The following is a 20,264-nucleotide window of genomic DNA, read 5'->3' as shown; positions in this document are numbered from 1 at the left end:
TGGGACAACACAGCGCCTAGCGGGCCCCCCGGTTGCCCACCAAACAGGAACACGTTCTAATCACCGATATGGATTACGGGCTTGTGCTGTTCACCAGTGACCGTGGAATCAACCCGGCGGCGGCCGCCAAACTCGCCGACGACCACGGGTTCACGACGTTTTACGTACCGGAGCACACACACATTCCGGTGAAGCGGCAGGCCGCTCACCCGACCACCGGCGATGAGTCACTGCCCGATGACCGCTACATGCGCACACTGGACCCGTGGGTCAGCCTCGGCGCCGCGTGCGCGGTGACCTCGCGAGTCCGACTGTCGACGGCCGTGGCGCTGCCGGTCGAACACGATCCGATCACGCTGGCGAAGTCGATCGCCACCCTGGACCATCTGTCCGGCGGTCGAGTCAGCCTCGGGGTCGGATTCGGTTGGAACACAGACGAACTGGCCGACCACGGCGTTCCAGCAGGCCGGCGACGCACCATGCTGCGGGAGTACCTGGAGGCAATGCGGGCGCTGTGGACGCAGGAGGAGGCCTCCTACGAAGGCGAATTCGTAAACTTCGGCCCGAGCTGGGCCTGGCCCAAGCCGGCACAGGCGCATGTTCCGGTTCTGGTGGGTGCGGCCGGCACCGAGAAGAACTTCAAGTGGATCGCCCGCAGCGCCGACGGCTGGATCACCACGCCGCGCGACTTCGACATCGACGCGCCGGTCAAGCTGTTGCAGGACACCTGGGCGGCCGCCGGTCGCGACGGCGCCCCGCAGATCGTGGCATTGGATTTCAAGCCGGTGCCCGAGAAGCTGGCCCACTGGGCCGAGATCGGGGTCACCGAGACCCTCTTCGGCCTGCCCGACAAGTCCGAGGCCGAAGTGGCGGCTTACGTGGAACGACTGGCCGGCAAGCTGGGGCTCAGCAGCTAGAGCCACGGGCCGCGCGGTTGCCTAACGCAGCGAGCAGCGGTTCCCGTAGTCGAGCGCGCGTACCGTCACGGCTGCGCCCAGCGGATCGGCGTCCGACATCAGCGCCACCAGGTCTTCGTCCTCGGTGGTCGCCAGGAACCGGGTGCCGTCACCGTCCAGTCGACCGATGATGATCCCGGTCCGAGTCTCCCAGTCGTAGCGGACGCTGTAAGCCTCGATGGTGGCCGCACCCTGGGCGCTCTCCGTGACCGGCACGGCGGGCCCTGTGTTGTCGGCCTGGGCCTGAAGTTCCGGGCTGCGATCCGGCTTCCAGGGGGCCGGAGTGGACGAGTACACCCCGGCGGCGTACTTGCTCATCATGCCACCGTTGGCCCCGACGAACGTGAATTGTCCTGGGGCACTGCGCGCGGACGCGACAGCTTCAGCGATCGCGTGCATCGAGTAGTTGTTCCCCGCACCGCCGAAGAAGGGCAACCCACCGGTCAGGGTCAAGCCGCGCGGGTCATCGGCCGACAGCCCGAAGGCATCGCAGATGTTGAACACCGGCACCGGGAAGCAGCTGTAGAGGTCCATTGCCGCGATGTCGTCGAAGCCGATCCCGGCCATCTCGAGCGCCTCGGTGGTCGCCGTGACGGCGGCCGGGTAGGCCCCCAGGTCCGGGCGCTCCAGCAGACGCTGGGAGCGCATGTCGGCGTGGCCATGCAGATACACCCAGCGGTCTTCGGGCACGCCCAACCGCCGGGCAGCCTCGATCGACATCACCAGCACCGCGGCGCCCTGATTGACCTGATCGCGCGCCACCAGCAGTCGCGGATAGGGGTCGCAGATCATCCGATTGCCGGCGTTGACGGTGGCCAGCTCTTCAACGGACCTTTCCACCGGCGAGGCCGAGAACGGGTTCTTGGCCGCGATCTTGGTCATCGGGGCGAACAGCTCCGCCATGGCCTGGAGATAGTCGGCCTTACTCAGGCCCAACCGCGCACGCCGGGCATTCTCCAGCAGCCCGTACTGCACCGTCGCCCCGGTCAGCCCATGAATGACGGTGTAGCGCTCGACGAACTCCTCCAGGCCGTAGCCCCGATCTTCGAGCTGCCCGTCGATGGTCTCGGAGAAGTCCGGCTTGTTGTCGGCCTTGGCGAAGTGGCGCAACGTAGAGGTCGCGTCGGACCCGCACAACAGCACCACGTCGGCGGCGCCGGCCACGATCTCGGCGGCGAACTCGGTGAGCAGCTTCTGCGGTCCCTGACCACCGACCTTGTCCAGGACCGCCCGAGCCGGATCCACACCGAGCAGGCGGGCAACAGATCGCGGGAAATTATTGGACTTGCCCAGCGGCGCGGGGGCATTGGGGATCGAGATCTCGAACTGGCGGGTGGCCACCACGGCGTCGATGGCCGACGCGATCTGCTCGGCGCCCGCACCGCAGTCGGCCAAGGCCGCCTGTGCGGCCGCGGCGGCCAGCTGCACCGGCGACAACGCGCGATAGCCGGCGTCGTCGATGCGCTCGGCAGCCTGACCGACGCCGACGACGACGGGGGTGCGCGGATCGACGCTCATGTGCTCACCTCTCTATAGCGAGCAGACGCAGAATCGCGGTGCAAGCAATGCCTGCACGCGACTCTGCGTCTGCTCGCGCTAAGAAACTGCTACAGGCTCTCGAGGATCTGTCGAGCCAGGGCCGCGGTGGCCGACGGGGTCTTGCCCACCTTCACACCGGCGGCCTCCAGGGCCTCCTGCTTGGCGGCCGCGGTGCCCGAGGAGCCCGACACGATGGCGCCGGCGTGGCCCATGGTCTTGCCCTCCGGCGCGGTGAACCCGGCCACGTAGCCGACGACCGGCTTGGTGACGTTGGCCTTGATGTAGGCCGCGGCCCGCTCCTCGGCGTCGCCGCCGATCTCGCCGATCATCACGATGACCTTGGTCTCGGGGTCCTTCTCGAACGCCTCGATGGCGTCGATGTGGGTGGTGCCGATCACCGGGTCGCCGCCGATACCGATCGCGGTGGAGAAACCGAAGTCCCGCAGCTCGTACATCATCTGGTAGGTCAGGGTGCCCGACTTCGACACCAGACCGATCGGGCCGGTGCCCGAGATGTTGGCCGGGGTGATACCCACCAGGCACTCACCCGGGGTGATGATGCCGGGGCAGTTGGGCCCGATGATCCGGGTGATCGGACCCTTGGCTCCACCTTTTTCTAGGTTGTAGGCCCACGCGTAGGCGCTGTCCTGCACCGGGATGCCCTCGGTGATGACGACCAGCAGCGGGATCTCGGCGTCGATGGCCTCGATCATCGCGTCCTTGGAGAAGGCCGGCGGCACGAAGGCGATCGATACGTCCGCGCCGGTCTCCTTCATGGCCTCGGCCACGCTGCCGAACACCGGCAACTCGACGTCGGCGCCGCTGGCGTCCTTGTGCGCCACCGTGGTGCCGGCTTTGCGGGCGTTGACGCCGCCGACGATCTGGGTACCGGCGGCGAGCATCCGCGCGGTGTGCTTGGTCGCCTCGGCACCGGTGATGCCCTGGACGATGACCTTGCTGTCCTTGTTGACGAAGATCGACATGACTTAAGCGTCCTTTCCGGCGTTCGCCAGCTCGGCAGCCTTGTCGGCGGCCTCGTCCATGGTGGCGACGACGGTCACCAGCGGATGGTTGGCCTCGGCCAGAATCGCCCGGCCCTCCTCGACGTTGTTGCCGTCCAGGCGCACCACCAGCGGCTTGGTCGCGGCGTCACCGAGGATCCCCAGCGCCGACACGATGCCGTTGGCCACCGCGTCACACGCGGTGATCCCGCCGAACACGTTGACGAACACGCTCTTGACCTGCTTGTCACCCAGGATGACGTCCAGACCTGCGGCCATCACCTCAGCCGAGGCACCGCCGCCGATGTCGAGGAAGTTGGCCGGCTTCACGCCGCCGTGGTTCTCACCGGCGTAGGCGGTGACGTCCAGGGTCGACATGACCAGGCCGGCGCCGTTGCCGATGATGCCGACCTCGCCGTCGAGCTTGACGTAGTTGAGGTCGTGCTCCTTGGCCTTGATCTCCAGCGGGTCGGTGGCGTCCAGGTCCGCGAACTCGGCGTGGCCGGGCTGACGGAACTCGGCGTTGCCGTCGAGGGTGACCTTGCCGTCCAGCGCCAGGATCTGGTCGTCGGGGGTACGCACCAGCGGGTTCACCTCGACCAGGGTGGCGTCTTCGGCGACGAAGACCTCCCACAGCTTCTGGATGGTGACCGCGGCGGCGTCGAGCACCTCGGCGGGCAGGTGGCCCTGCTCGGCGATCGAGCGCGCGAAGGCGAGGTCGACACCCTTGACCGCGTCGACGGGCACCTTGGCCAGCCGCTCGGGCTTGGTGGCGGCGACCTCTTCGATCTCCACGCCGCCCTCGACCGAGCACATGGCCAGGTAGGTGCGGTTGGAGCGGTCGAGCAGGAAGGAGATGTAGTACTCCTCAGCGATGTCGCTCGCCTCGGCTACCAGCAGCTTCTTGACAACGTGGCCCTTGATGTCCAGGCCGAGGATGTTCTGCGCGTGGGTAAACGCGTCATCCGGGGTGGCGGCATACTTCACGCCGCCAGCCTTGCCGCGGCCACCAACCTTGACCTGCGCCTTGACCATGACCGGCCGGCCGATCTCGGTGGCGATGGCCTTGGCGTCCTCGGCCGAGGTGGTTACCCGGCCCGGCGTGGTGGGCACGTTGTGCTTGGCGAACAGCTCCTTCGCCTGATACTCGAAAAGATCCATGGGCTCACTGTCTTATTGCGGGTCGCCGGAAGGCCGGCGCTGTCGGATTGTGAGAGATTTAGCTCCCGAGGCACTGTATCGAGCCTGCGCCGGGGTTCCCTCCTCGCGTACCACTGCTGTGGCACATCTCACCGCCGGGAAAACGTGATTCGGTTCACATTAACGAGCGGATTCGGCCGATAGCTTGCCAGGCCGTAGCGGTAGTGGTTACCGTCACCAGGTCTAGCTCTTTATAACGTTCTGATCACGACCAGAGGAATTTCCAGGCTGATGCAGCACGGTGTACCGATGCGTCCGGTTTCCGGCGGGGTTGTCCCCAGCCGCCGACACGGCGCCCCAGCGGGTTCGAACCGCTCTTCGGTGCCCAGCCCCACCGAGGTCACCGACATCATTGCGTTCAATGAATTCGACTGGTCCGAGGACGCGTTCAGCGCTGACACCTTCGACGAGGCGTCCGACGTGTTGCTGGCCCCCGAGCTGGACGACATGACCGACACCGACAACATGCCGGTCCTGCGGTTGACCTTCCCGCTGGACGGCTACCGCGACAGCTACTACCACCCGCACGAGGCGGCACCGCTGCCCGCGCGCGGCGGCAAGCACCGCAGCCAGCCCGCCAGTGCCGTCAAAAGCCGCGTGATGATCGCGGCCATGGCAGCCGGCGCGGCCGCCGCGGCGGCACACGCGGTCACCCACCCTTCCGACGACACCGTGGCGCGTCCGGCCGTGCTGGCGTCCAGCAAGACCATGCTGAATGACGGCACCACCACCACGTCCAGCCACGGCCTGCAGATGATCACGGTCAAAGCCGCCTCCAACGTCGTGGTACACAACGAAGAGCTGGCCAAGGGCATGGCCTTCGCCCAAGAGCGCGCCGAGCGCGAAGCCCGCCTGCAGCGTCCCCTGTTCGTCGCGCCCACCCACGGCGCATTCACCTCGAACTTCGGCTACCGCTGGGGCGTCCTGCACGCCGGCATCGACATCGCCAACGCCATCGGCACCCCGATCCTGGCAGCCTCCGACGGCGTGGTCATCGAGTCGGGACCCAGCGCCGGTTACGGCATGCTGGTGAAACTGCGCCACTCCGACGGCACCGTCACGCTCTACGGCCACATCAACCGGTCGCTGGTGAGCGCCGGCGAGCGAGTCATGGCCGGAGACCAGATCGCCGAGATGGGCAATCGTGGCTACTCCACCGGCCCACACCTGCACTTCGAGGTGCTGCAGAACGGCACCACCCGGATCGACCCCAGTTCCTGGCTGGCCAAGCGCGGTATCAACTTCGCCTGATACGACGGCGTCGACCTGCTGCGCTTGCCGACGCCGCTAGCCTGGTTTGGGTGAGCGACCGCCACCAACCACCTGCCGGTGTTCGTTCCTCCGGCCCGTCCGTGCCCGATCCGGCGAACTCCCCCGGCCGCATCATCCGCCGGGCACCCACCGGCGCCATCCCCATCGTCACCGGGTCGGCGCGTATACCGCCGTTGACCCACACCGGCCTCGCGCCACTGCCCGCGCGTGAACCGTCCGCCGCCGTGGCGATCAGCGCCTGTGTGCTGGCCCTGCTCGGCTGCTGGGCGACCTCCGTGGTGTCCACCGATCTGATCGCCAGCTGGTGGCACACCGACCGGTTGTTCTGCGTCGCGGTCGGCTTCTTGAGTCTGGTCTTCGCCGGGACGACGCTGTCCGGGGTGATCATGCTGCTGCTGCGGCGCCCGCTCGGCCACTACCTGATCGCAGTCGGAGCGGTAGTCGCCCTGCTGACCTACGGCAGTCTGTTCCTGGCGGGAGCCCGAGTGCCGGGGATCGTGCACGTCATCCCGGTCCTCCAAGTCGCCACCGTCATCGCGGCGCTGCATCCAGCCACCACACGCTGGCTGTTGGGCCGCTGAAGCGCCGGCTGCGCCGAGCTCGCGAGCGCCCCTAAAGCTTGCTCACCGGCGCGTGGTTGTGCATCAGTTTGACCCGCCCAGAACTGCCGAAGTCGATCAGCGACATCGCCGACTCGCCCACACCGGAGACTTCCTCCACCCGGCCCAGGCCGTACTTGTCATGGGTCACCCGATCCCCCGGCGCGAGCACCAGCAGCGGCCGATTCCCTGATCGGCTCGGGGCCGGCCGCGGCGAACCGAACCGGCCGGCACCACTGACCGGAGCGCTCGGGGAAGCGGTCACCTCGGTACGCCGCCAGTCGATGAGTTCCTGCGGGATCTCCCGCAGGAATCGCGATTCCGGGTTCAGCATGGGCTGGCCCCACGACGAGCGGACCTTGGCCCGGCTCAGGTACAGCCGTTGGCGGGCCCGGGTCAGGCCGACGTAGGCCAGCCGGCGCTCCTCGGACAACTCGCGGGCATCCCCCAGCGAGCGCATGTGCGGGAACATGCCGTCCTCCCAGCCGACGACGAACACCACCGGGAATTCCAGCCCCTTGGCGGTGTGCAGCGTCATCAGCGTGACCATCCCGGACCCATGCTCCGGAATCTCGTCCGTGTCGGCGATCAGCGAGACACGCTCCAAGAACGCCGCCAGAACTCCGACGTCGGGCACATCCTCCTCTTCGAGGGTGCCGTCCTGATCGGCGAGTGCATTGGCCCGGTCGATGCTGAATTCGTGTGCGACACTGACGAGTTCGTTGATGTTGTCCAGTCGGGCCAGGTCCTGCGGGTCGGTCGAGGCTTCCAGCTCGGCGCGGTAGCCGGTGCGGTCCAACACCATCTCCACCAGACCGCCCAGGTCATCGCCGCACGTGTTGAGGTGCGCCCGCAGCTCGTCGAGCATCGCGACAAAGGCAGCGATCGCGTTCTGCGAGCGACTGTTGAGCATCGCGACGCCGCCGTCAGCGGCCGCCGCCAGAGCGGCCGCGAATCCAGTGCCGGTGTTCTCGGCGTGCACCGACACGCACGCCTCGGCCCGGTCGCCGATCCCCCGGCGCGGCGTGTTGAGGATGCGCCGCAGGCTCACCGCATCGCCGGGATTGTCCAGCACACGAAGGTAGGCGATGATGTCGCGAATCTCTTTGCGTTCGTAAAAGCGCACTCCGCCAACGACTTTGTACGGGATGCCGCTGCGGATGAACACCTCTTCCAGCGAACGCGACGCATTGTTGGTGCGGTAGAACACCGCGACATCGCTGTAGTTGACCGCGCCGGAGTCGGTCAGGGCGTCGATCTCCTGGGCGACGAAACGTGCCTCGTCGTGCTCGTTGTCGGCGACGTAGCCGACGATCAGTTCGCCGTCACCGGCGTCGGTCCACAGCCGCTTCTCGCGACGCCCCGAATTGAAGGCGATCACCGCGTTGGCCGCCGACAGGATGTTCTGGGTGGAGCGGTAGTTCTGCTCCAGCAGGATGGTGGTCGCGTCGGGGTAGTCGCGTTCGAAATCCTCGATGTTGCGAATGGTGGCACCACGGAAGGCGTAGATCGACTGATCGGCGTCACCGACCACGCACAACTCCGCCGGCGGCAGGTCCGGGTCTGCTGAACCGCCGGTGTGCCCCGCAAGTTCGCGCACCAGCATGTACTGGGCATGGTTGGTGTCCTGGTATTCGTCGACCAGGATGTGCCGGAACCGGCGCCGGTAGTGCTGGGCGATCTCCGGGAAGGCCTGCAGTATCGCGACCGTCTCCCCGATCAGGTCATCGAAGTCCAGTGCGTTGGCCGAGCGCAGCCGGCGCTGATACTCCGTGTAGACCGCAGCCACCACCCGACTGAGGTCGTCGGAATCCTCGGTGAGCTCGGCCAGTGCCCGGTCGGCGTCGATCAGTTCGTTCTTCAGGTTGGAGATGGCATTGGCCAGCAGCCGCGGCGAGTGCCGCTTGACGTCGAGACCCATGTCACGGCCGATCATCAGCAGCAGCCGCCGCGAGTCGTCGGCGTCATAGATCGAGAAGTTGGAATTGAGGCCAGGAACCACCGAGGCCTGGTTGCGCAGGATCCGTACGCACGTGGAATGAAAGGTCGACACCCACATCGCCCGGGCGCGGGGGCCGACCAGGCTCGACACCCGCTCGCGCATCTCTGCCGCGGCCTTGTTGGTGAAGGTGATCGCCAGCACCTGGCCCACCCCTACGTCACGGGCGGCCAACAGATAGGCGATTCGCCGGGTGAGCACGGCGGTTTTCCCCGAGCCGGCCCCGGCCACGATCAGCAACGGAGAGCCCTCGTGCAGGACGGCCCGGCGCTGCTGCGGGTTGAGCCCCTCGAGGAGGTGGTCGGTCTGCGTACTAGCGTGCAAGGTCATAGCGCCCCCAACGTACCGCCGCCCGGGGACAGTCTTTGCGCTGGCACGGCCCTTAGTGGCAGACTCGGTGCGTGCTCGACATGCAGCGTCGATTTTTCTACGGGTACCGATCAGCGGTGCCCGTGGTTTAGCTGCAACGCCAAGCCCCGCGGTCCGCATCGCCGACCCGGGGCTCGTCTGTTGTGTGAGGCCGGATCGCTGATGAGACCAGATACCACCAACAGCGAGAACCTGGAGTTTTGATCATGTCTGCCCAACCCCAACAGCTGCCCGACATCGACGAGCTGCGCCAAGAGATCGACCGGCTCGACGCCGAGATCCTGGCGGCGGTCAAGCGCCGCACCGCAGTGTCTCAGGAGATCGGCAGGGCCCGGATGGCCTCCGGCGGCACCCGCCTGGTGCACAGCCGCGAGATGAAGGTGCTCGAGCGTTACAGCGAGCTCGGCGAGGACGGTAAGGACCTGGCCATGCTGCTGCTGCGCTTGGGGCGTGGCCGGCTCGGCCACTAGCCGCGTGCGGCGGCTGCGGTAACGTCCGGCGCCGCACCTCCGGAAGCCACCCGCCGCTAATGTCGGGGTATGAGCTCCGTTCCCCAGATCCCGGACATCTCCACCACCCCGGCCTGGAACGCGTTGCGCCAGCATCACCAGCGGGTCGGTGATACCCACCTGCGGCAGCTCTTCGCCGACGATCCCGACCGCGGTGAACGTTTCACCGTCACTGTCGGTGACCTCTACATCGACTACAGCAAGCACCGCATCACCTCCGAGACCGTGCGCTTGCTGGTCGATCTGGCCCGGACGGCCGGCCTGGAGGACCGCCGCGACGCGATGTTCGCCGGGGTGCACATCAACACCTCCGAGGATCGGGCGGTGCTGCACACCGCGTTGCGGTTGCCGCGCAACACCGAACTGCGCGTCGAGGGGCATGACGTCGCCGCCGACGTCCACGCGGTGCTCGATGCCATGGGCGACTTCACCGACCGGCTGCGCAGCGGCGACTGGACCGGCGCAACCGGAAAGCGCATCGAGACCGTCGTCAACATCGGTATCGGCGGCTCGGATCTGGGTCCGGTGATGGTGGACCGGGCGTTGCGCCATTACGCCGACGCCGGCATCACGGCGCGCTTCGTCTCCAACGTCGACCCCGCTGACCTGACCGCGAAGCTGGCTGGCTTAGATCCCGCCACAACTCTTTTCATCGTGGCGTCCAAGACTTTCTCGACGCTGGAGACATTGACCAACGCCACCGCAGCCCGACGCTGGCTGACCAGCGCGCTGGGTGACGCCGCCGTCTCGAAGCATTTCGTGGCGGTATCCACCAACGCGCAGCTGGTCGCAGAGTTCGGCATCGACACCGCGAACATGTTCGGCTTCTGGGACTGGGTCGGCGGGCGGTACTCGGTGGACTCCGCGATCGGGCTCTCGGTCATGGCGGTGATAGGGCGAGACCGCTTCGCGGAGTTCCTGACCGGTTTTCACCTCGTCGACGAGCACTTCCGCACCGCGCCGCTGGAATCCAACGCACCGGTTCTGCTCGGCCTGATCGGACTCTGGTACTCCAACTTCTTCGATGCCCAGACCCGGGCAGTGCTGCCCTACTCGAACGACCTGGACCGTTTCGCCGCCTACCTGCAGCAGCTCACGATGGAGTCCAACGGCAAGTCGACCCGTGCCGATGGCACGCCGGTCACCACCGATACCGGCGAAATCTTTTGGGGCGAGCCGGGAACCAACGGCCAGCACGCGTTCTATCAGCTGCTGCACCAGGGCACCCGGCTGGTTCCGGCCGACTTCCTCGGCTTCTCCCAACCCGTCGATGACCTGGCCACCGCCGACGGCACCGGCAGCATGCACGACCTGCTGATGAGCAACTTCTTCGCCCAGACCCAGGTGCTGGCGTTCGGCAAGAACGCCGAGGAGATCGAAGCCGAGGGAACTCCTGCCGAGGTGGTGCCGCACAAGGTCATGCCCGGCAACCGTCCGACCACCTCGATTCTGGCCACCCGGCTCACCCCGTCGGTGCTGGGGCAGCTGATCGCGCTCTACGAACATCAGGTGTTCACCGAGGGCCTGGTGTGGGGCATCGACTCCTTCGACCAGTGGGGTGTCGAGTTGGGCAAGACGCAGGCCAAGGCCCTGCTGCCGGTACTCACCGAGGACGCCCCGCCGCCGCGGCAGACGGACAGCTCCACCGACTCGCTGGTGCGCCGCTATCGGGCCGAGCGGGGACGGACCACCTGACTGCGGGGTCGGCCTTTTCTCGCACCCTGACTTTTTCCGTAGCCAGCACCTCGGTGCGCCCATCGGTGGCGGTTCGGCGGGTCCGCTTTTCACGCCGGCGAATGGCCAGTTCGGCCGGCATCGATGAGCCGCCAATCATGACCGGGCGCCCCGGGAAGGTACCTGCTGCGCGGTGAATTCCCGCTGCTGTTAACACGTTTCGCGAGAGATGCGCCTGCGACGCGTTACTCTCCGACGCGGCCGAGATCGCGGTCCGCATGGACCTGACGCCGGCCCCGCCTGCAGCGCGGAACCGCTGATCGCAGCGCACAATCCTCGACCGCGGAACCGCTCGCGCGTCCGAACACCTCGCAGGACGAGCAAGATTTTCACGTCCAGGTTTCTCTAAGCTTCGCGCCATGCAGAAGGCGTCCCGTGCTGAGCGCAGCGGCGTGGCGCGCGTTGCGTTCTGTTGTCGCTGACCCCGCCAGTAGCCAATTCTCGGCAGTCACCGGTTCGGTGATCCGTGCCGAAACTCTCGGGCATTGGAAGGCCAGCATGCACTCTTCTCTCGGATCCAGCTGATGACTGTCACGACCGAATCCCCGCCGGCTGCGCGCCGCGCGCCCGGCACGGACACCGCAGACGCCACACCGCACCCGGCCACCGTTGCGGTCCGTTCTGTCGTCACACCGCTTCGCGTCGGGATAACCACCCTGTGGCTGTCGGTGATCGTGCTCCTGCCGCTAGCCGCCATCGCCTGGCAATCCGGCACCAAGGGCTGGCAAGGCTTCTGGTTGGCCGTCACCTCGCACGCGGCGCTGGAATCCTTTCGCGTGACCCTGACCATCTCCGTCTTGGTCACGGTGCTCGACGTGGTGTTCGGCCTCGCCACCGCGTGGGTGCTGGTCCGTGACGATTTCGTCGGAAAGGGGGCGATCGATGCGCTGATCGATCTGCCGTTCGCCCTGCCGACAATCGTCACCAGTTTGGTGATGCTGGCCCTGTACGGCAGCGCCAGCCCCATCGGCATTCACCTGCAGCACACTCCGCCCGGGGTTGCGATGGCCCTGGCATTCGTCACGTTGCCCCTGGTGGTACGCGCCGTCCAGCCGGTGCTGATGGAGATCGACCGGGACGTCGAGGAGGCGGCCGCAGCACTGGGCGCGACACGCCTCACCACGTTCACCACGGTTGTCCTGCCCTCGCTGCAGCCGGCGATCTTGACCGGCGCCGGGCTGGCGTTTTCGCGCTGCGTTGCCGAGTTCGGTTCCGTCGTGACTATCGGTGGCGCGGTTCCGGGCAAGACCGAGGTGTCTTCTCAGTGGATCCGCGCGCTGGTCGAAAACGACGACCACACCAGTGCCGCAGCGATATCGATGGTGTTGTTGGCGATCTCGCTCGCTGTGTTGGTGGTCCTGCGAACCGTGGGTGGACGCGCAGCCAAACGCGAGGAGCAGGACGAGTGACGTCGCCCGTAGGCGGCCGCCACGTGCTCCGGCTGACCGTCTTGACCTATATCGGGGTGATGCTGATCGCGCCGGTGTCGGTGATTCTGTACCGCACTTTTGAGCCAGGCCTGAGCCACTTTTGGTCCTGGATAAGCACACCCGCGGCCGTCTCGGCGCTGAAACTGTCCCTACTGCTGGTGATCATCGTGGTGCCACTGAACGCACTGTTCGGTGTATCGACATCGATCCTTCTGGTACGCAACAGATTCCGGGGCCGGTCAGCCCTCCAGGCCATCCTCGATCTGCCCTTCGCGGTCTCGCCGATCATCGTCGGCGTCGCGTTGATCGCACTGTGGGGTTCGTCGGGGGCGCTGGGCTTCGTCGAGAACAGTCTCGGATTCAAAATCATCTTCGGACTGCCCGGCATGGTGCTGGCCAGCATCTTCGTCACGCTGCCGTTCGTGGTGCGCGAGGTCCAGCCGGTGCTCGTCGAGATCGGGATCGAGCAGGAACAGGCTGCGGCGACGCTGGGCTCCAATGCCTGGCAGACGCTGTGGCGGATCACCGTGCCATCGATCCGGTGGGGCCTGACCTACGGCATCGTGTTGACCACAGCACGCACCCTCGGCGAGTTCGGCGCGGTCATCATGGTGTCCTCGAACCTGCCCGGGCAGTCTCAGACCCTGACCCTGTTGGTCAACGACCGCTACCACCGCGGGGCCGAGTACGGCGCCTACGCGGTGTCCACATTGCTGATGGGGGTGGCCGTCGCGTTCTTGATCGCCAAGGCGGCACTGTTGCTGTACCGAAGGCGAGCCAAGGACCTGGAGTGGGCAACCCGCTGACCGAGCGGACTGCCGATCAGGCAAAGCTCTTGGTGAGCCGCGGCGGCAACCAGCGCAACAGCCACACCAGCGGCACCCACGGCCAAGGCGGGACCACGGCCCGACCGGATTCGCGTTCGATAGCGCGCACCATCGCCTTGACACCGGACTCGTTGTCCACCATCAACTGGGTGGACACGGACTTGGCGGTCATCTCCGATTCGATGTATCCCGGCTCCAGCACCGTGACCTTAATCGGGCCGCCGGCATACTCGGCGCGCAACGACTCACCCAGTGACGACACCCCGGCCTTGCTGGCGGCATACGCCGCCTTCACACCCGGCACGCCCTTGTTGCCCAGCACCGACGAAATCAGCACCAAATGACCATGGCCGGCCGAGGTGAACATCTCCAGCGCGGTCTCGATCTGCACCAGCGCGGCGACCAAGTTCGTTTCCATGGTGGCCTTGTTCGCCCACAGCTTGCCGGACCCGAGCGGAGCGCCCTTGCCGACGCCGGCATTGACGATCACCCGGTCGATCCCGCCCAACTCGTCGGCGAAGTGCTGGAACACCTTGGGCACTTCATCGTGGTTATTCACGTCAAGCGCGGCCACCACCACGGTGATACCGGGAAACTTCGCCGTCAGTTCGGCTTTCAGTTCTTCGAGGCGGTCAGTTCGGCGGGCGCACAGGGCCAGGTCACGCCCTCGTGCCGCGAAGGCACGAGCCATACCGGCTCCCAATCCTGAGCTGGCACCGGTGATGAGGATCCTCTGACGTGTCATCCAGGCAGCTTAACTACTTGAGCAGCCGCGACATCCGTCGATCGGCCAGCACCTTGCCGCCGGTCTGGCACGTTGGGCAGTACTGAAATGACTTATCGGCGAACGAGATTTCCCGAACCGTGTCGGCACACACCGGACACGGCAGTCCGGTTCGGGCATGCACTCGCAGCCCCGACCGCTTCTCCCCCTTCAACGTCGCAGCCTGCTGGCCGACCGAGCGCGTCACGGCATCGGTCAGCACGGCATGCATGGCGTCGTGCAACGCGCCTTGCTGGTCTGCCGACAGCTTTGCGGCGGTGGCGAAGGGTGAGAGCCGCGCCGTATGCAGAATCTCGTCGCTGTAGGCATTGCCGATCCCCGCGATCACCTTCTGATCGGTAAGGACGGTCTTGATGCGGCCGGTCTGATCGGCCAGCAGTCGGGCGAGCTCATCAGCACCAACCGCGAGCGCGTCAGGGCCCAAAGTCGCGATGCCCGGCACCCTCGCCGGATCATCGACCACCCAGACCGCCAGCCGCTTCTGGGTGCCGGCTTCGGTCAGGTCGAAACCGGGGGCCTGACCCGGATCGCCCAGATGCACCCGCAGCGCTATCGGGCCCTTGCCCGGACGCAGCGGCGCGGGTGCCAGCCGATCCGACCAGCGCAGCCACCCAGCCCTGGACAGGTGCGCGATCAGAAACAGTCCACCGGTCTGCAGTCCCAGGTACTTGCCCCACCGCTGGGCGCCGGTCACCGCCCGATCATGCAACGCCGTCGGCGGGGGGTCAAAGGTCTTGAGCACCGACAGTGCCGCGACGTCGACCCGGCCGATGGTGTGACCAGCGGCGTGCCGCCGCAGGTGATCGACGAGCGCTTCGACCTCGGGCAGCTCCGGCATGCCCTCGAGTCTGCCCGCTTACCGGCTGATACGTCCGGCGTCGCGCAGAACCAGCGACAAGACCCAGCCCACCAGCGACAACACGATCGCGGCCCAGATCGCATCCCACCAGAAATCAGCGATGTAGAGACCCCAGTGCGTGGTGTTGTCGGTGATCCACGCGGTGATCCACAGCATCAGCGCGTTGATCACGATGTGGAACAACCCCAGCGTGACGATATAGAGCGGGATCGACAGCAGCTGGACCACCGGCTTGATGAACGCGTTGACCAAGCCGAAGATGAGCGCCACCACGAAGATGATGCCCACCCGCTGTGCCGTGTTGTCGCCGCCGATGAATTGGACCCCGGGAACGATCTTGGTGACTACCCACAAAGCGAGTCCGGTCAGTGCCGCGCGGAGCAGAAACGGTGTCATGGGCAGATCTTGCCACCATGACGTCGATGAAGACTCGACTTCGGCGATCAGGCGCTTATCCGATATGGGCCCGTACTCCCGCGGTGATCCGATCGACATGCCAACCGGCCTCCCGGCATGCCGCCACCACTACGTCCGAGGAGTCCGCGGCGACTACACCGAAGAGCGTCTCGTCCGCGGGCGCCGCCACTGCCACGATCAACGTCACGGAGGGCCCGCTTGCGGCAGCCGACAACCGATCGATGGCGGCGTCGACGGTTGATTCGGCCAATCCGGGTTGGTACCACTCGACGAGGAAGCACTGGCGTGCCGATCCGTTGTCACCCATTCCTGGACGCTAGCCGGTGGCGCGCGCCCTGCGAATCAGGGTTTTCCCTGGAAATTCCCGGGATTGAGTGCCGCAAACAGGCCGGCGCGGGAAGCTGCAGAATAGCGTGATCGGCGGCTTCATCTACCGCCTGAGTGAGAAGTTCAGTGGCGGTCACCAGGCTTTCGCCATAGCCGGTGACAGCAGCAAGGAGCATCAGCGCCATGCATCGCAACGGGTTCCCGGCCGGGAGATCATCGAGAACGGACCGCAGATGCGAACGCGCACGGGCCATCTCACCGGAACGGAAATGCTGCTCTGCGGCTTGAATTCGACGAACCGGGTTGTCGTCCCCGAGGTTCATGGCCAGCTCGATCAATTCGGCGGCCACCGCTGGAGCGCCTCGTGCCCGGGTAACCGCGACCGCTCCATCCAGCGCCTGAAGCACGTCGGGGTCAGCGGTGGTGGCCGCCAGGGCCAGGTGCCGGGCCTTGACCTCGGCTTCGGTGACGATGGCGCTGAGCCGGCGGTGCATGGCCCGCCGCTCCGACGGGCCCGCGGCGCTGTAGACGCCGGTGGCGAATAGCGGATGACGGAACCGGATCCGGCTACCGTCGATCTCGACGACACTGCGCGCCTGTGCGGATTCGACCACCTCGACTACCCGATCAGTGCTGATGCCGGTGGCGAGGCTCACTCGCTCCACGGTCGGCGGTGCCGCGCAGGCCGCGGCCAGCAACACTGCGCCGACGTCCGCGTCGGGTTGCCCGATGCGGTCGCGCACCAGCGCCGCCAGGCTGTCGGGCAGGCCGATCGCGGCCATGGCTGGATCTTCGGCGATGAACCGCGCCAACTCGAGGGCGAAAAACGGGTTACCGCCGGATGTTTGGTGAATCCGGGTGATGGTGGGGCGAGGTAGGGTACGCCCCAGCCGTGCGGAAATCAGGGCGTGCACTCCACCCAGGGTCAGGGGCGTGATCCGCAGGCGCTCGATCGAACCGGGGAATGCAGGGCCCAGCCAATTCACGTCGGCGGCATCCACCTCACCGGTTCGCAGGGCCGACAACAGACCGACCCGCCCGGTGAGCCGCCGTTGCGCGAAACCGATCACCATCCGGCTGGACATGTCCAGCCATTGGACGTCGTCGATACACAGCAACACCGGGGTCACCGAACTCAGCCTGCGGATCACCGCCAGAAACGCGGTGGCCACTATCCGCTCATCGCTGGCGGGGCCGTCACCGCCGCCCAGCAGGATGCGGTCCACTGCCGCATGCTGTTCGTCGGGCAACTGTTCCAGCACCTCGGCGTCGACACCACCGAGCAGGTCGGCCACCGCGGTATAGGCGTAGCGCACCTCGGTTGGAGCGCCCGACGCCGAGAGCACTCGGTACCCGCGCGTGGTGGCAGTCGCGGCGGCATCCCACAGCAGCGTGGACTTGCCGATGCCGGCTTCGCCTTCGACCAGCAGGGATGCGGGTCCGGTCAGGGCGGCCTCCAGGAAGGCGCGCACGGCTGCGGTCTCAGCATTTCGGTCCGCCAGGCCCGGTCGCATGGCCACAATTGTGGCAGGAAACCCCAGTTCAGTCGTGGTTTCCCGAGGTCATGGGCGAGACGGGCCGCGGCAGGACCGCCAGTAGACATCGTTTCCGCGACCCTGAAACGAACCGACGGTATCCGGTACCAGCGGTATTGACATGTCTTTCCGCGGCTCCTAACTTGTGAAGTCCGAGGGAGAAGGGATTCCGTCATGACCACTGCGGTGCGACCCAGCGAACCGACCCGGGAGGAGTTCGCCGAGCGTCTACTGAAGGGCTCGGTGAAGAAGTCCTACGAACCCGTCGTCGACATCGACTGGAACGCCCCGCTGGAGCAGGACAAGTTCTTCCTCCCGCCCCGCATGTGCACCCTCTACGGCACCGACCTGTGGGAGGCGATGACCCGCGAACAGCAGATCGAGATGTCGCGCCAGGAGCTGGTCAACGTGCTGTCGGCCGGCATCTGGTTCGAGAACATCCTCAACCAGGCGCTGCTGCGCGACATGATGCACAAGAACCCCACCGCACGCACCACCCACTACTCACTGACCGAACTGGGCGATGAGACCCGGCACATGCTGATGTTCGGCAAGACCATCGGCCGGATCGGCGGGGTGCCGGTGCGCCCACGGCTACACCAGCGCATGGTCATCAATGCGCTCCCGTTCCTGTTCCGCGGCAGCATCTTGTGGGGAGCGGCGCTGGTCGGCGAGGAGATCTTCGACGCGTTGCAGCGTCAGATCCTCGACGATCCGGACCTGCAGCCGATCGTGCGACGGGTCATGCGCATCCATGTCACCGAAGAGGCGCGGCACATTCAGTACGCCCGGGATGGCCTGCGGCGCAGCGTCCCGGCGATGCCCCGCTACCGTCGCTTCCTGTTGGCCAACCTGCAGGGCGTCGGCGGCCCCTTCTATCGCCACCTGTTCACCTTGCCCGTCGTCTACAACCGGGTCGGGCTGGACGGACGCGCAGCACGCCGTACGGCACGCACCAACCCGCACTTTCACGAGGCATCTCGTGCGTCGTTCGCGCCCTTGGCCGCGTTCTTCGAAGAGGTCGGACTCATGGGCGGACTGGCCCGCGGAATGTGGCGGCGGGCCGGGTTCCTGTGAGCGCCTCGGGCGTCCTGGAAGTCCTAGTACTGGGCGATTCCGCGCGGCTGCACGGCGTGATCCCCGGCACCCGCGCCCTCGACCCGGCGACGGTATCGACCCGGTTCGACAGCGACACCGACACCTGGACAGTGACCACCGGCAGCGGCGAACAATTGATCGCCCGCACGCTGATCAGCACCGCAGAGTCCACCGACGCCGTCGTCGCCCGGCATGGTGTCCCCAACCGGTTCCAGCTTCCCGGCCCGCACACCCGGCGGCAGGCTCGCTATGTGGCCCGGCTGATCGACAACTTGCGGCGCAGTGGAGCAAGTCGTATCGAGTCGCGCGCGCCCCGACTGCGGGTGCACCCGTTCCTGCCGACCCGGGGCATCTCGCGGTTCTATCTCACCGGTTCGGTCGCTGTAGAGGACGAGATCTACGACGGTCCCGCCGTCCTCATCCACCGAGACGAGGACTACCCGAGCCGGGTACGCCTGACCGGCCATTTCGACCCTATTGACGGCCAATATCACTGGCAGGGAATGTTTTTCGCCGATCTTCCCGGAACTGGAGTCACCGGCTCGCAGGTCAGCATCCGGATCGGCGAGCACACCGCGTCGGGCCGCGTCGCCGAGCGGACCCCGTGGGGCTCACTGACCGTGATCGGCGCCGCTGGCTATCCTCCATATCCCCTGGAGGACCCCGAAGAGGTACGGATCGCGCTGCCGCCGCGGAGCTGATCGGAGTCCCCCCACACACGGTCCGGTCCGGTGAATCTGCTATGCAGAGAACAGCGCCCACACCACAAGACCGAGGAGACCACGTGCGGTTCACCTACGCCGAAGCGATGACCGACCCGAGCTACTACATTCCGCTCGCCCAGGCCGCCGAGGCCGCCGGCTACCACAGCATGACGATCCCCGACAGCATCGCCTACCCGTTCGAATCAGACTCGAAATACCCCTACACCCCCGACGGCAACCGGGAATTCCTCGACGGCAAGGCCTTCATTGAGACCTTCGTGCTGATCGCCGCCTTGGGTGCGGTCACCAGCACCCTGCGGTTCACCCCGTTCGTGGTCAAGCTGCCGATCCGCCCGCCGGCACTGGTGGCCAAGCAGGCCGGTTCACTGGCTGCGATGATCAACAACCGGCTTGCCCTGGGCGTGGGCACCAGCCCGTGGCCGGAGGACTACGAGTTGATGGGAGTGCCGTTCGCGCGGCGCGGCAAGCGGATGGACGAGTGCATCGAGATCATCCAGGGCCTCACCACCGGCGACTACTTCGAGTTCCACGGCGAGTTCTACGACATTCCCAAAACCAAGATGGCCCCCGCCCCGTCACAGCCGATCCCGATCCTGATCGGCGGCCATGCCGAAGCCGCCCTGCGTCGCGCGGCACGTCACGACGGCTGGATGCACGGCGGTGGCGATCCGGCCGAACTCGACGGGCTCATCACGCGGCTCAAGGAGCTCCGCGAGGAGGAAGGCCGCGCCGACGACCCGTTCGAGATCCATGTGATCTCGGTCGACGGGTTCACGCTCGACGGCATCAAACGCCTGGAAGACAAGGGCGTCACCGATGTCATCGTGGGCTTCCGGGTGCCCTACATCCTCGGTCCCGACACCGAGCCTCTGGACACCAAGATCCGCAACCTTGAGCGGTTCGCCGAGCACGTCATCGCCAAGGCGGGGTGACGCCCGCCACAGCGGAGGCGGTGCGTGCGCACCGTCACGTTTTATCCGGGCCGAATCGGGATATAACCGGCAGCCGCTTGCGTTGACCTTGGTGTGCGCTGACCGCCGCGGGCGGTCGGGTACTGCAGTTCTCGTTGCGTGACCTGCAGGGG

At 66.5% G+C, this 20,264-nt stretch carries 19 protein-coding genes; 10 read left to right on the top strand and 9 right to left on the bottom strand.

Annotated elements, in window-relative coordinates; translation table 11 throughout:
• The first annotated feature begins 68 nt into the window (after window positions 1–68).
• A complete protein-coding gene (locus tag G6N09_RS12535) occupies window positions 69–917 on the top strand; it encodes an LLM class F420-dependent oxidoreductase (protein ID WP_083025883.1) in 849 nt (282 codons plus the stop codon).
• 21 nt (window positions 918–938) lie between these two features.
• On the opposite strand, the gene G6N09_RS12530 is transcribed toward G6N09_RS12535, so the two are convergent.
• The 3 genes from G6N09_RS12530 to sucC all read right to left on the bottom strand — a co-directional run bounded on the left by G6N09_RS12530 (window position 939) and on the right by sucC (window position 4,657).
• A complete protein-coding gene (locus tag G6N09_RS12530) occupies window positions 939–2,474 on the bottom strand; it encodes an acetyl-CoA acetyltransferase (RefSeq protein ID WP_083025886.1) in 1,536 nt (511 codons plus the stop codon).
• Between the two features lie 89 nt (window positions 2,475–2,563).
• Window positions 2,564–3,478 (bottom strand): succinate--CoA ligase subunit alpha, encoded by a 915-nt coding sequence (sucD, locus tag G6N09_RS12525; protein ID WP_083025888.1) that lies wholly within the window; start codon window positions 3,476–3,478, stop codon window positions 2,564–2,566.
• Between the two features lie 3 nt (window positions 3,479–3,481).
• Window positions 3,482–4,657, bottom strand: a complete 1,176-nt coding sequence (sucC, locus tag G6N09_RS12520) for an ADP-forming succinate--CoA ligase subunit beta (RefSeq protein ID WP_083025890.1) — start codon at window positions 4,655–4,657, stop codon at window positions 3,482–3,484.
• Between the two features lie 288 nt (window positions 4,658–4,945).
• On the opposite strand from sucC, the gene G6N09_RS12515 reads away from it, so the two are divergent.
• The gene (locus G6N09_RS12515) at window positions 4,946–5,947 is read left to right on the top strand and encodes a M23 family metallopeptidase (protein WP_234807006.1); all 1,002 of its coding nucleotides are present in this window, start codon (window positions 4,946–4,948) and stop codon (window positions 5,945–5,947) included.
• Window positions 5,948–5,997: 50 nt separating this feature from the next.
• Window positions 5,998–6,549, top strand: coding sequence for a hypothetical protein (locus G6N09_RS12510; protein WP_165756584.1), 552 nt, complete (start codon window positions 5,998–6,000; stop codon window positions 6,547–6,549).
• Between the two features lie 31 nt (window positions 6,550–6,580).
• On the opposite strand, the gene pcrA is transcribed toward G6N09_RS12510, so the two are convergent.
• On the bottom strand, window positions 6,581–8,896 hold the full coding sequence (gene pcrA / locus G6N09_RS12505) for a DNA helicase PcrA (protein ID WP_083025894.1): 2,316 nt from the start codon (window positions 8,894–8,896) through the stop codon (window positions 6,581–6,583).
• 245 nt (window positions 8,897–9,141) lie between these two features.
• Here pcrA and G6N09_RS12500 point away from each other — a divergent pair, with 245 nt between their 5' ends.
• The 4 genes from G6N09_RS12500 (at window position 9,142) to cysW (ending at window position 13,414) form a co-directional block, all read left to right on the top strand.
• Window positions 9,142–9,405, top strand: a complete 264-nt coding sequence (locus G6N09_RS12500; protein WP_083025895.1) for a chorismate mutase — start codon at window positions 9,142–9,144, stop codon at window positions 9,403–9,405.
• A 69-nt stretch (window positions 9,406–9,474) separates the two neighbouring features.
• Window positions 9,475–11,139 (top strand): glucose-6-phosphate isomerase, encoded by a 1,665-nt coding sequence (pgi, locus tag G6N09_RS12495; RefSeq protein WP_083025897.1) that lies wholly within the window; start codon window positions 9,475–9,477, stop codon window positions 11,137–11,139.
• Window positions 11,140–11,702: 563 nt separating this feature from the next.
• Window positions 11,703–12,587, top strand: a complete 885-nt coding sequence (cysT, locus tag G6N09_RS12490) for a sulfate ABC transporter permease subunit CysT (protein ID WP_083025953.1) — start codon at window positions 11,703–11,705, stop codon at window positions 12,585–12,587.
• Entirely contained in the window at window positions 12,584–13,414 is an 831-nt protein-coding gene (cysW, locus tag G6N09_RS12485; RefSeq protein WP_083025900.1) for a sulfate ABC transporter permease subunit CysW, read from the top strand. Before cysT ends, cysW begins: the two co-directional genes overlap by 4 nt.
• A 16-nt stretch (window positions 13,415–13,430) precedes the next feature.
• Here cysW and G6N09_RS12480 read toward each other — a convergent pair whose 3' ends face one another.
• The 5 genes from G6N09_RS12480 to G6N09_RS12460 are packed head-to-tail and all read right to left on the bottom strand — an operon-like array spanning window position 13,431 to window position 17,336.
• The gene (locus G6N09_RS12480; RefSeq protein ID WP_083025902.1) at window positions 13,431–14,180 is read right to left on the bottom strand and encodes an SDR family oxidoreductase; all 750 of its coding nucleotides are present in this window, start codon (window positions 14,178–14,180) and stop codon (window positions 13,431–13,433) included.
• Window positions 14,181–14,193: 13 nt separating this feature from the next.
• Window positions 14,194–15,057, bottom strand: a complete 864-nt coding sequence (locus tag G6N09_RS12475; RefSeq protein WP_083025904.1) for an Fpg/Nei family DNA glycosylase — start codon at window positions 15,055–15,057, stop codon at window positions 14,194–14,196.
• Between the two features lie 18 nt (window positions 15,058–15,075).
• A complete protein-coding gene (locus G6N09_RS12470) occupies window positions 15,076–15,474 on the bottom strand; it encodes a phage holin family protein (RefSeq protein WP_083025906.1) in 399 nt (132 codons plus the stop codon).
• A gap of 55 nt (window positions 15,475–15,529) precedes the next feature.
• On the bottom strand, window positions 15,530–15,802 hold the full coding sequence (locus G6N09_RS12465; RefSeq protein ID WP_083025908.1) for a hypothetical protein: 273 nt from the start codon (window positions 15,800–15,802) through the stop codon (window positions 15,530–15,532).
• On the bottom strand, window positions 15,795–17,336 hold the full coding sequence (locus tag G6N09_RS12460; RefSeq protein WP_083025910.1) for an AAA family ATPase: 1,542 nt from the start codon (window positions 17,334–17,336) through the stop codon (window positions 15,795–15,797). The genes G6N09_RS12465 and G6N09_RS12460 overlap by 8 nt, the downstream gene beginning before the upstream one ends.
• 195 nt (window positions 17,337–17,531) lie before the next feature.
• On the opposite strand from G6N09_RS12460, the gene G6N09_RS12455 reads away from it, so the two are divergent.
• The 3 genes from G6N09_RS12455 to G6N09_RS12445 all read left to right on the top strand — a co-directional run bounded on the left by G6N09_RS12455 (window position 17,532) and on the right by G6N09_RS12445 (window position 20,112).
• Window positions 17,532–18,434, top strand: coding sequence for an AurF N-oxygenase family protein (locus G6N09_RS12455; RefSeq protein WP_083025912.1), 903 nt, complete (start codon window positions 17,532–17,534; stop codon window positions 18,432–18,434).
• Complete coding sequence (locus tag G6N09_RS12450) at window positions 18,431–19,156, top strand: DUF4873 domain-containing protein (protein ID WP_083025955.1); 726 nt, start codon at window positions 18,431–18,433, stop codon at window positions 19,154–19,156. The genes G6N09_RS12455 and G6N09_RS12450 overlap by 4 nt, the downstream gene beginning before the upstream one ends.
• Before the next feature lie 83 nt (window positions 19,157–19,239).
• The gene (locus tag G6N09_RS12445) at window positions 19,240–20,112 is read left to right on the top strand and encodes a TIGR03619 family F420-dependent LLM class oxidoreductase (protein ID WP_083025914.1); all 873 of its coding nucleotides are present in this window, start codon (window positions 19,240–19,242) and stop codon (window positions 20,110–20,112) included.
• Window positions 20,113–20,264: the final 152 nt, after the last annotated feature.

Origin of the sequence: Mycolicibacter minnesotensis, assembly GCF_010731755.1 — a bacterium.
GTDB lineage: Bacteria > Actinomycetota > Actinomycetes > Mycobacteriales > Mycobacteriaceae > Mycobacterium > Mycobacterium minnesotense.
The sequence above is the reverse complement of the archived record's forward strand: the minus strand, read 5'-3'. Positions and strand labels throughout refer to the sequence as shown.

Bases quoted from the DNA above. Each gene is read 5' to 3' on its own strand.
- G6N09_RS12530 (WP_083025886.1), bottom strand. From the start codon at position 2,474: ATGAGCGTCGATCCGCGCACCCCCGTCGTCGTCGGCGTCGGTCAGGCT.
- G6N09_RS12475 (WP_083025904.1), bottom strand. From the start codon at position 15,057: ATGCCGGAGCTGCCCGAGGTCGAAGCGCTCGTCGATCACCTGCGGCGG.
- G6N09_RS12500 (WP_083025895.1), top strand. From the start codon at position 9,142: ATGTCTGCCCAACCCCAACAGCTGCCCGACATCGACGAGCTGCGCCAA.
- cysT (WP_083025953.1), top strand. From the start codon at position 11,703: ATGACTGTCACGACCGAATCCCCGCCGGCTGCGCGCCGCGCGCCCGGC.
- sucC (WP_083025890.1), bottom strand. From the start codon at position 4,657: ATGGATCTTTTCGAGTATCAGGCGAAGGAGCTGTTCGCCAAGCACAAC.
- G6N09_RS12515 (WP_234807006.1), top strand. From the start codon at position 4,946: ATGCGTCCGGTTTCCGGCGGGGTTGTCCCCAGCCGCCGACACGGCGCC.
- sucD (WP_083025888.1), bottom strand. From the start codon at position 3,478: ATGTCGATCTTCGTCAACAAGGACAGCAAGGTCATCGTCCAGGGCATC.
- pcrA (WP_083025894.1), bottom strand. From the start codon at position 8,896: ATGACCTTGCACGCTAGTACGCAGACCGACCACCTCCTCGAGGGGCTC.
- G6N09_RS12535 (WP_083025883.1), top strand. From the start codon at position 69: ATGGATTACGGGCTTGTGCTGTTCACCAGTGACCGTGGAATCAACCCG.
- G6N09_RS12465 (WP_083025908.1), bottom strand. From the start codon at position 15,802: ATGGGTGACAACGGATCGGCACGCCAGTGCTTCCTCGTCGAGTGGTAC.
- G6N09_RS12480 (WP_083025902.1), bottom strand. From the start codon at position 14,180: ATGACACGTCAGAGGATCCTCATCACCGGTGCCAGCTCAGGATTGGGA.
- pgi (WP_083025897.1), top strand. From the start codon at position 9,475: ATGAGCTCCGTTCCCCAGATCCCGGACATCTCCACCACCCCGGCCTGG.
- G6N09_RS12455 (WP_083025912.1), top strand. From the start codon at position 17,532: ATGACCACTGCGGTGCGACCCAGCGAACCGACCCGGGAGGAGTTCGCC.
- G6N09_RS12470 (WP_083025906.1), bottom strand. From the start codon at position 15,474: ATGACACCGTTTCTGCTCCGCGCGGCACTGACCGGACTCGCTTTGTGG.
- G6N09_RS12460 (WP_083025910.1), bottom strand. From the start codon at position 17,336: ATGCGACCGGGCCTGGCGGACCGAAATGCTGAGACCGCAGCCGTGCGC.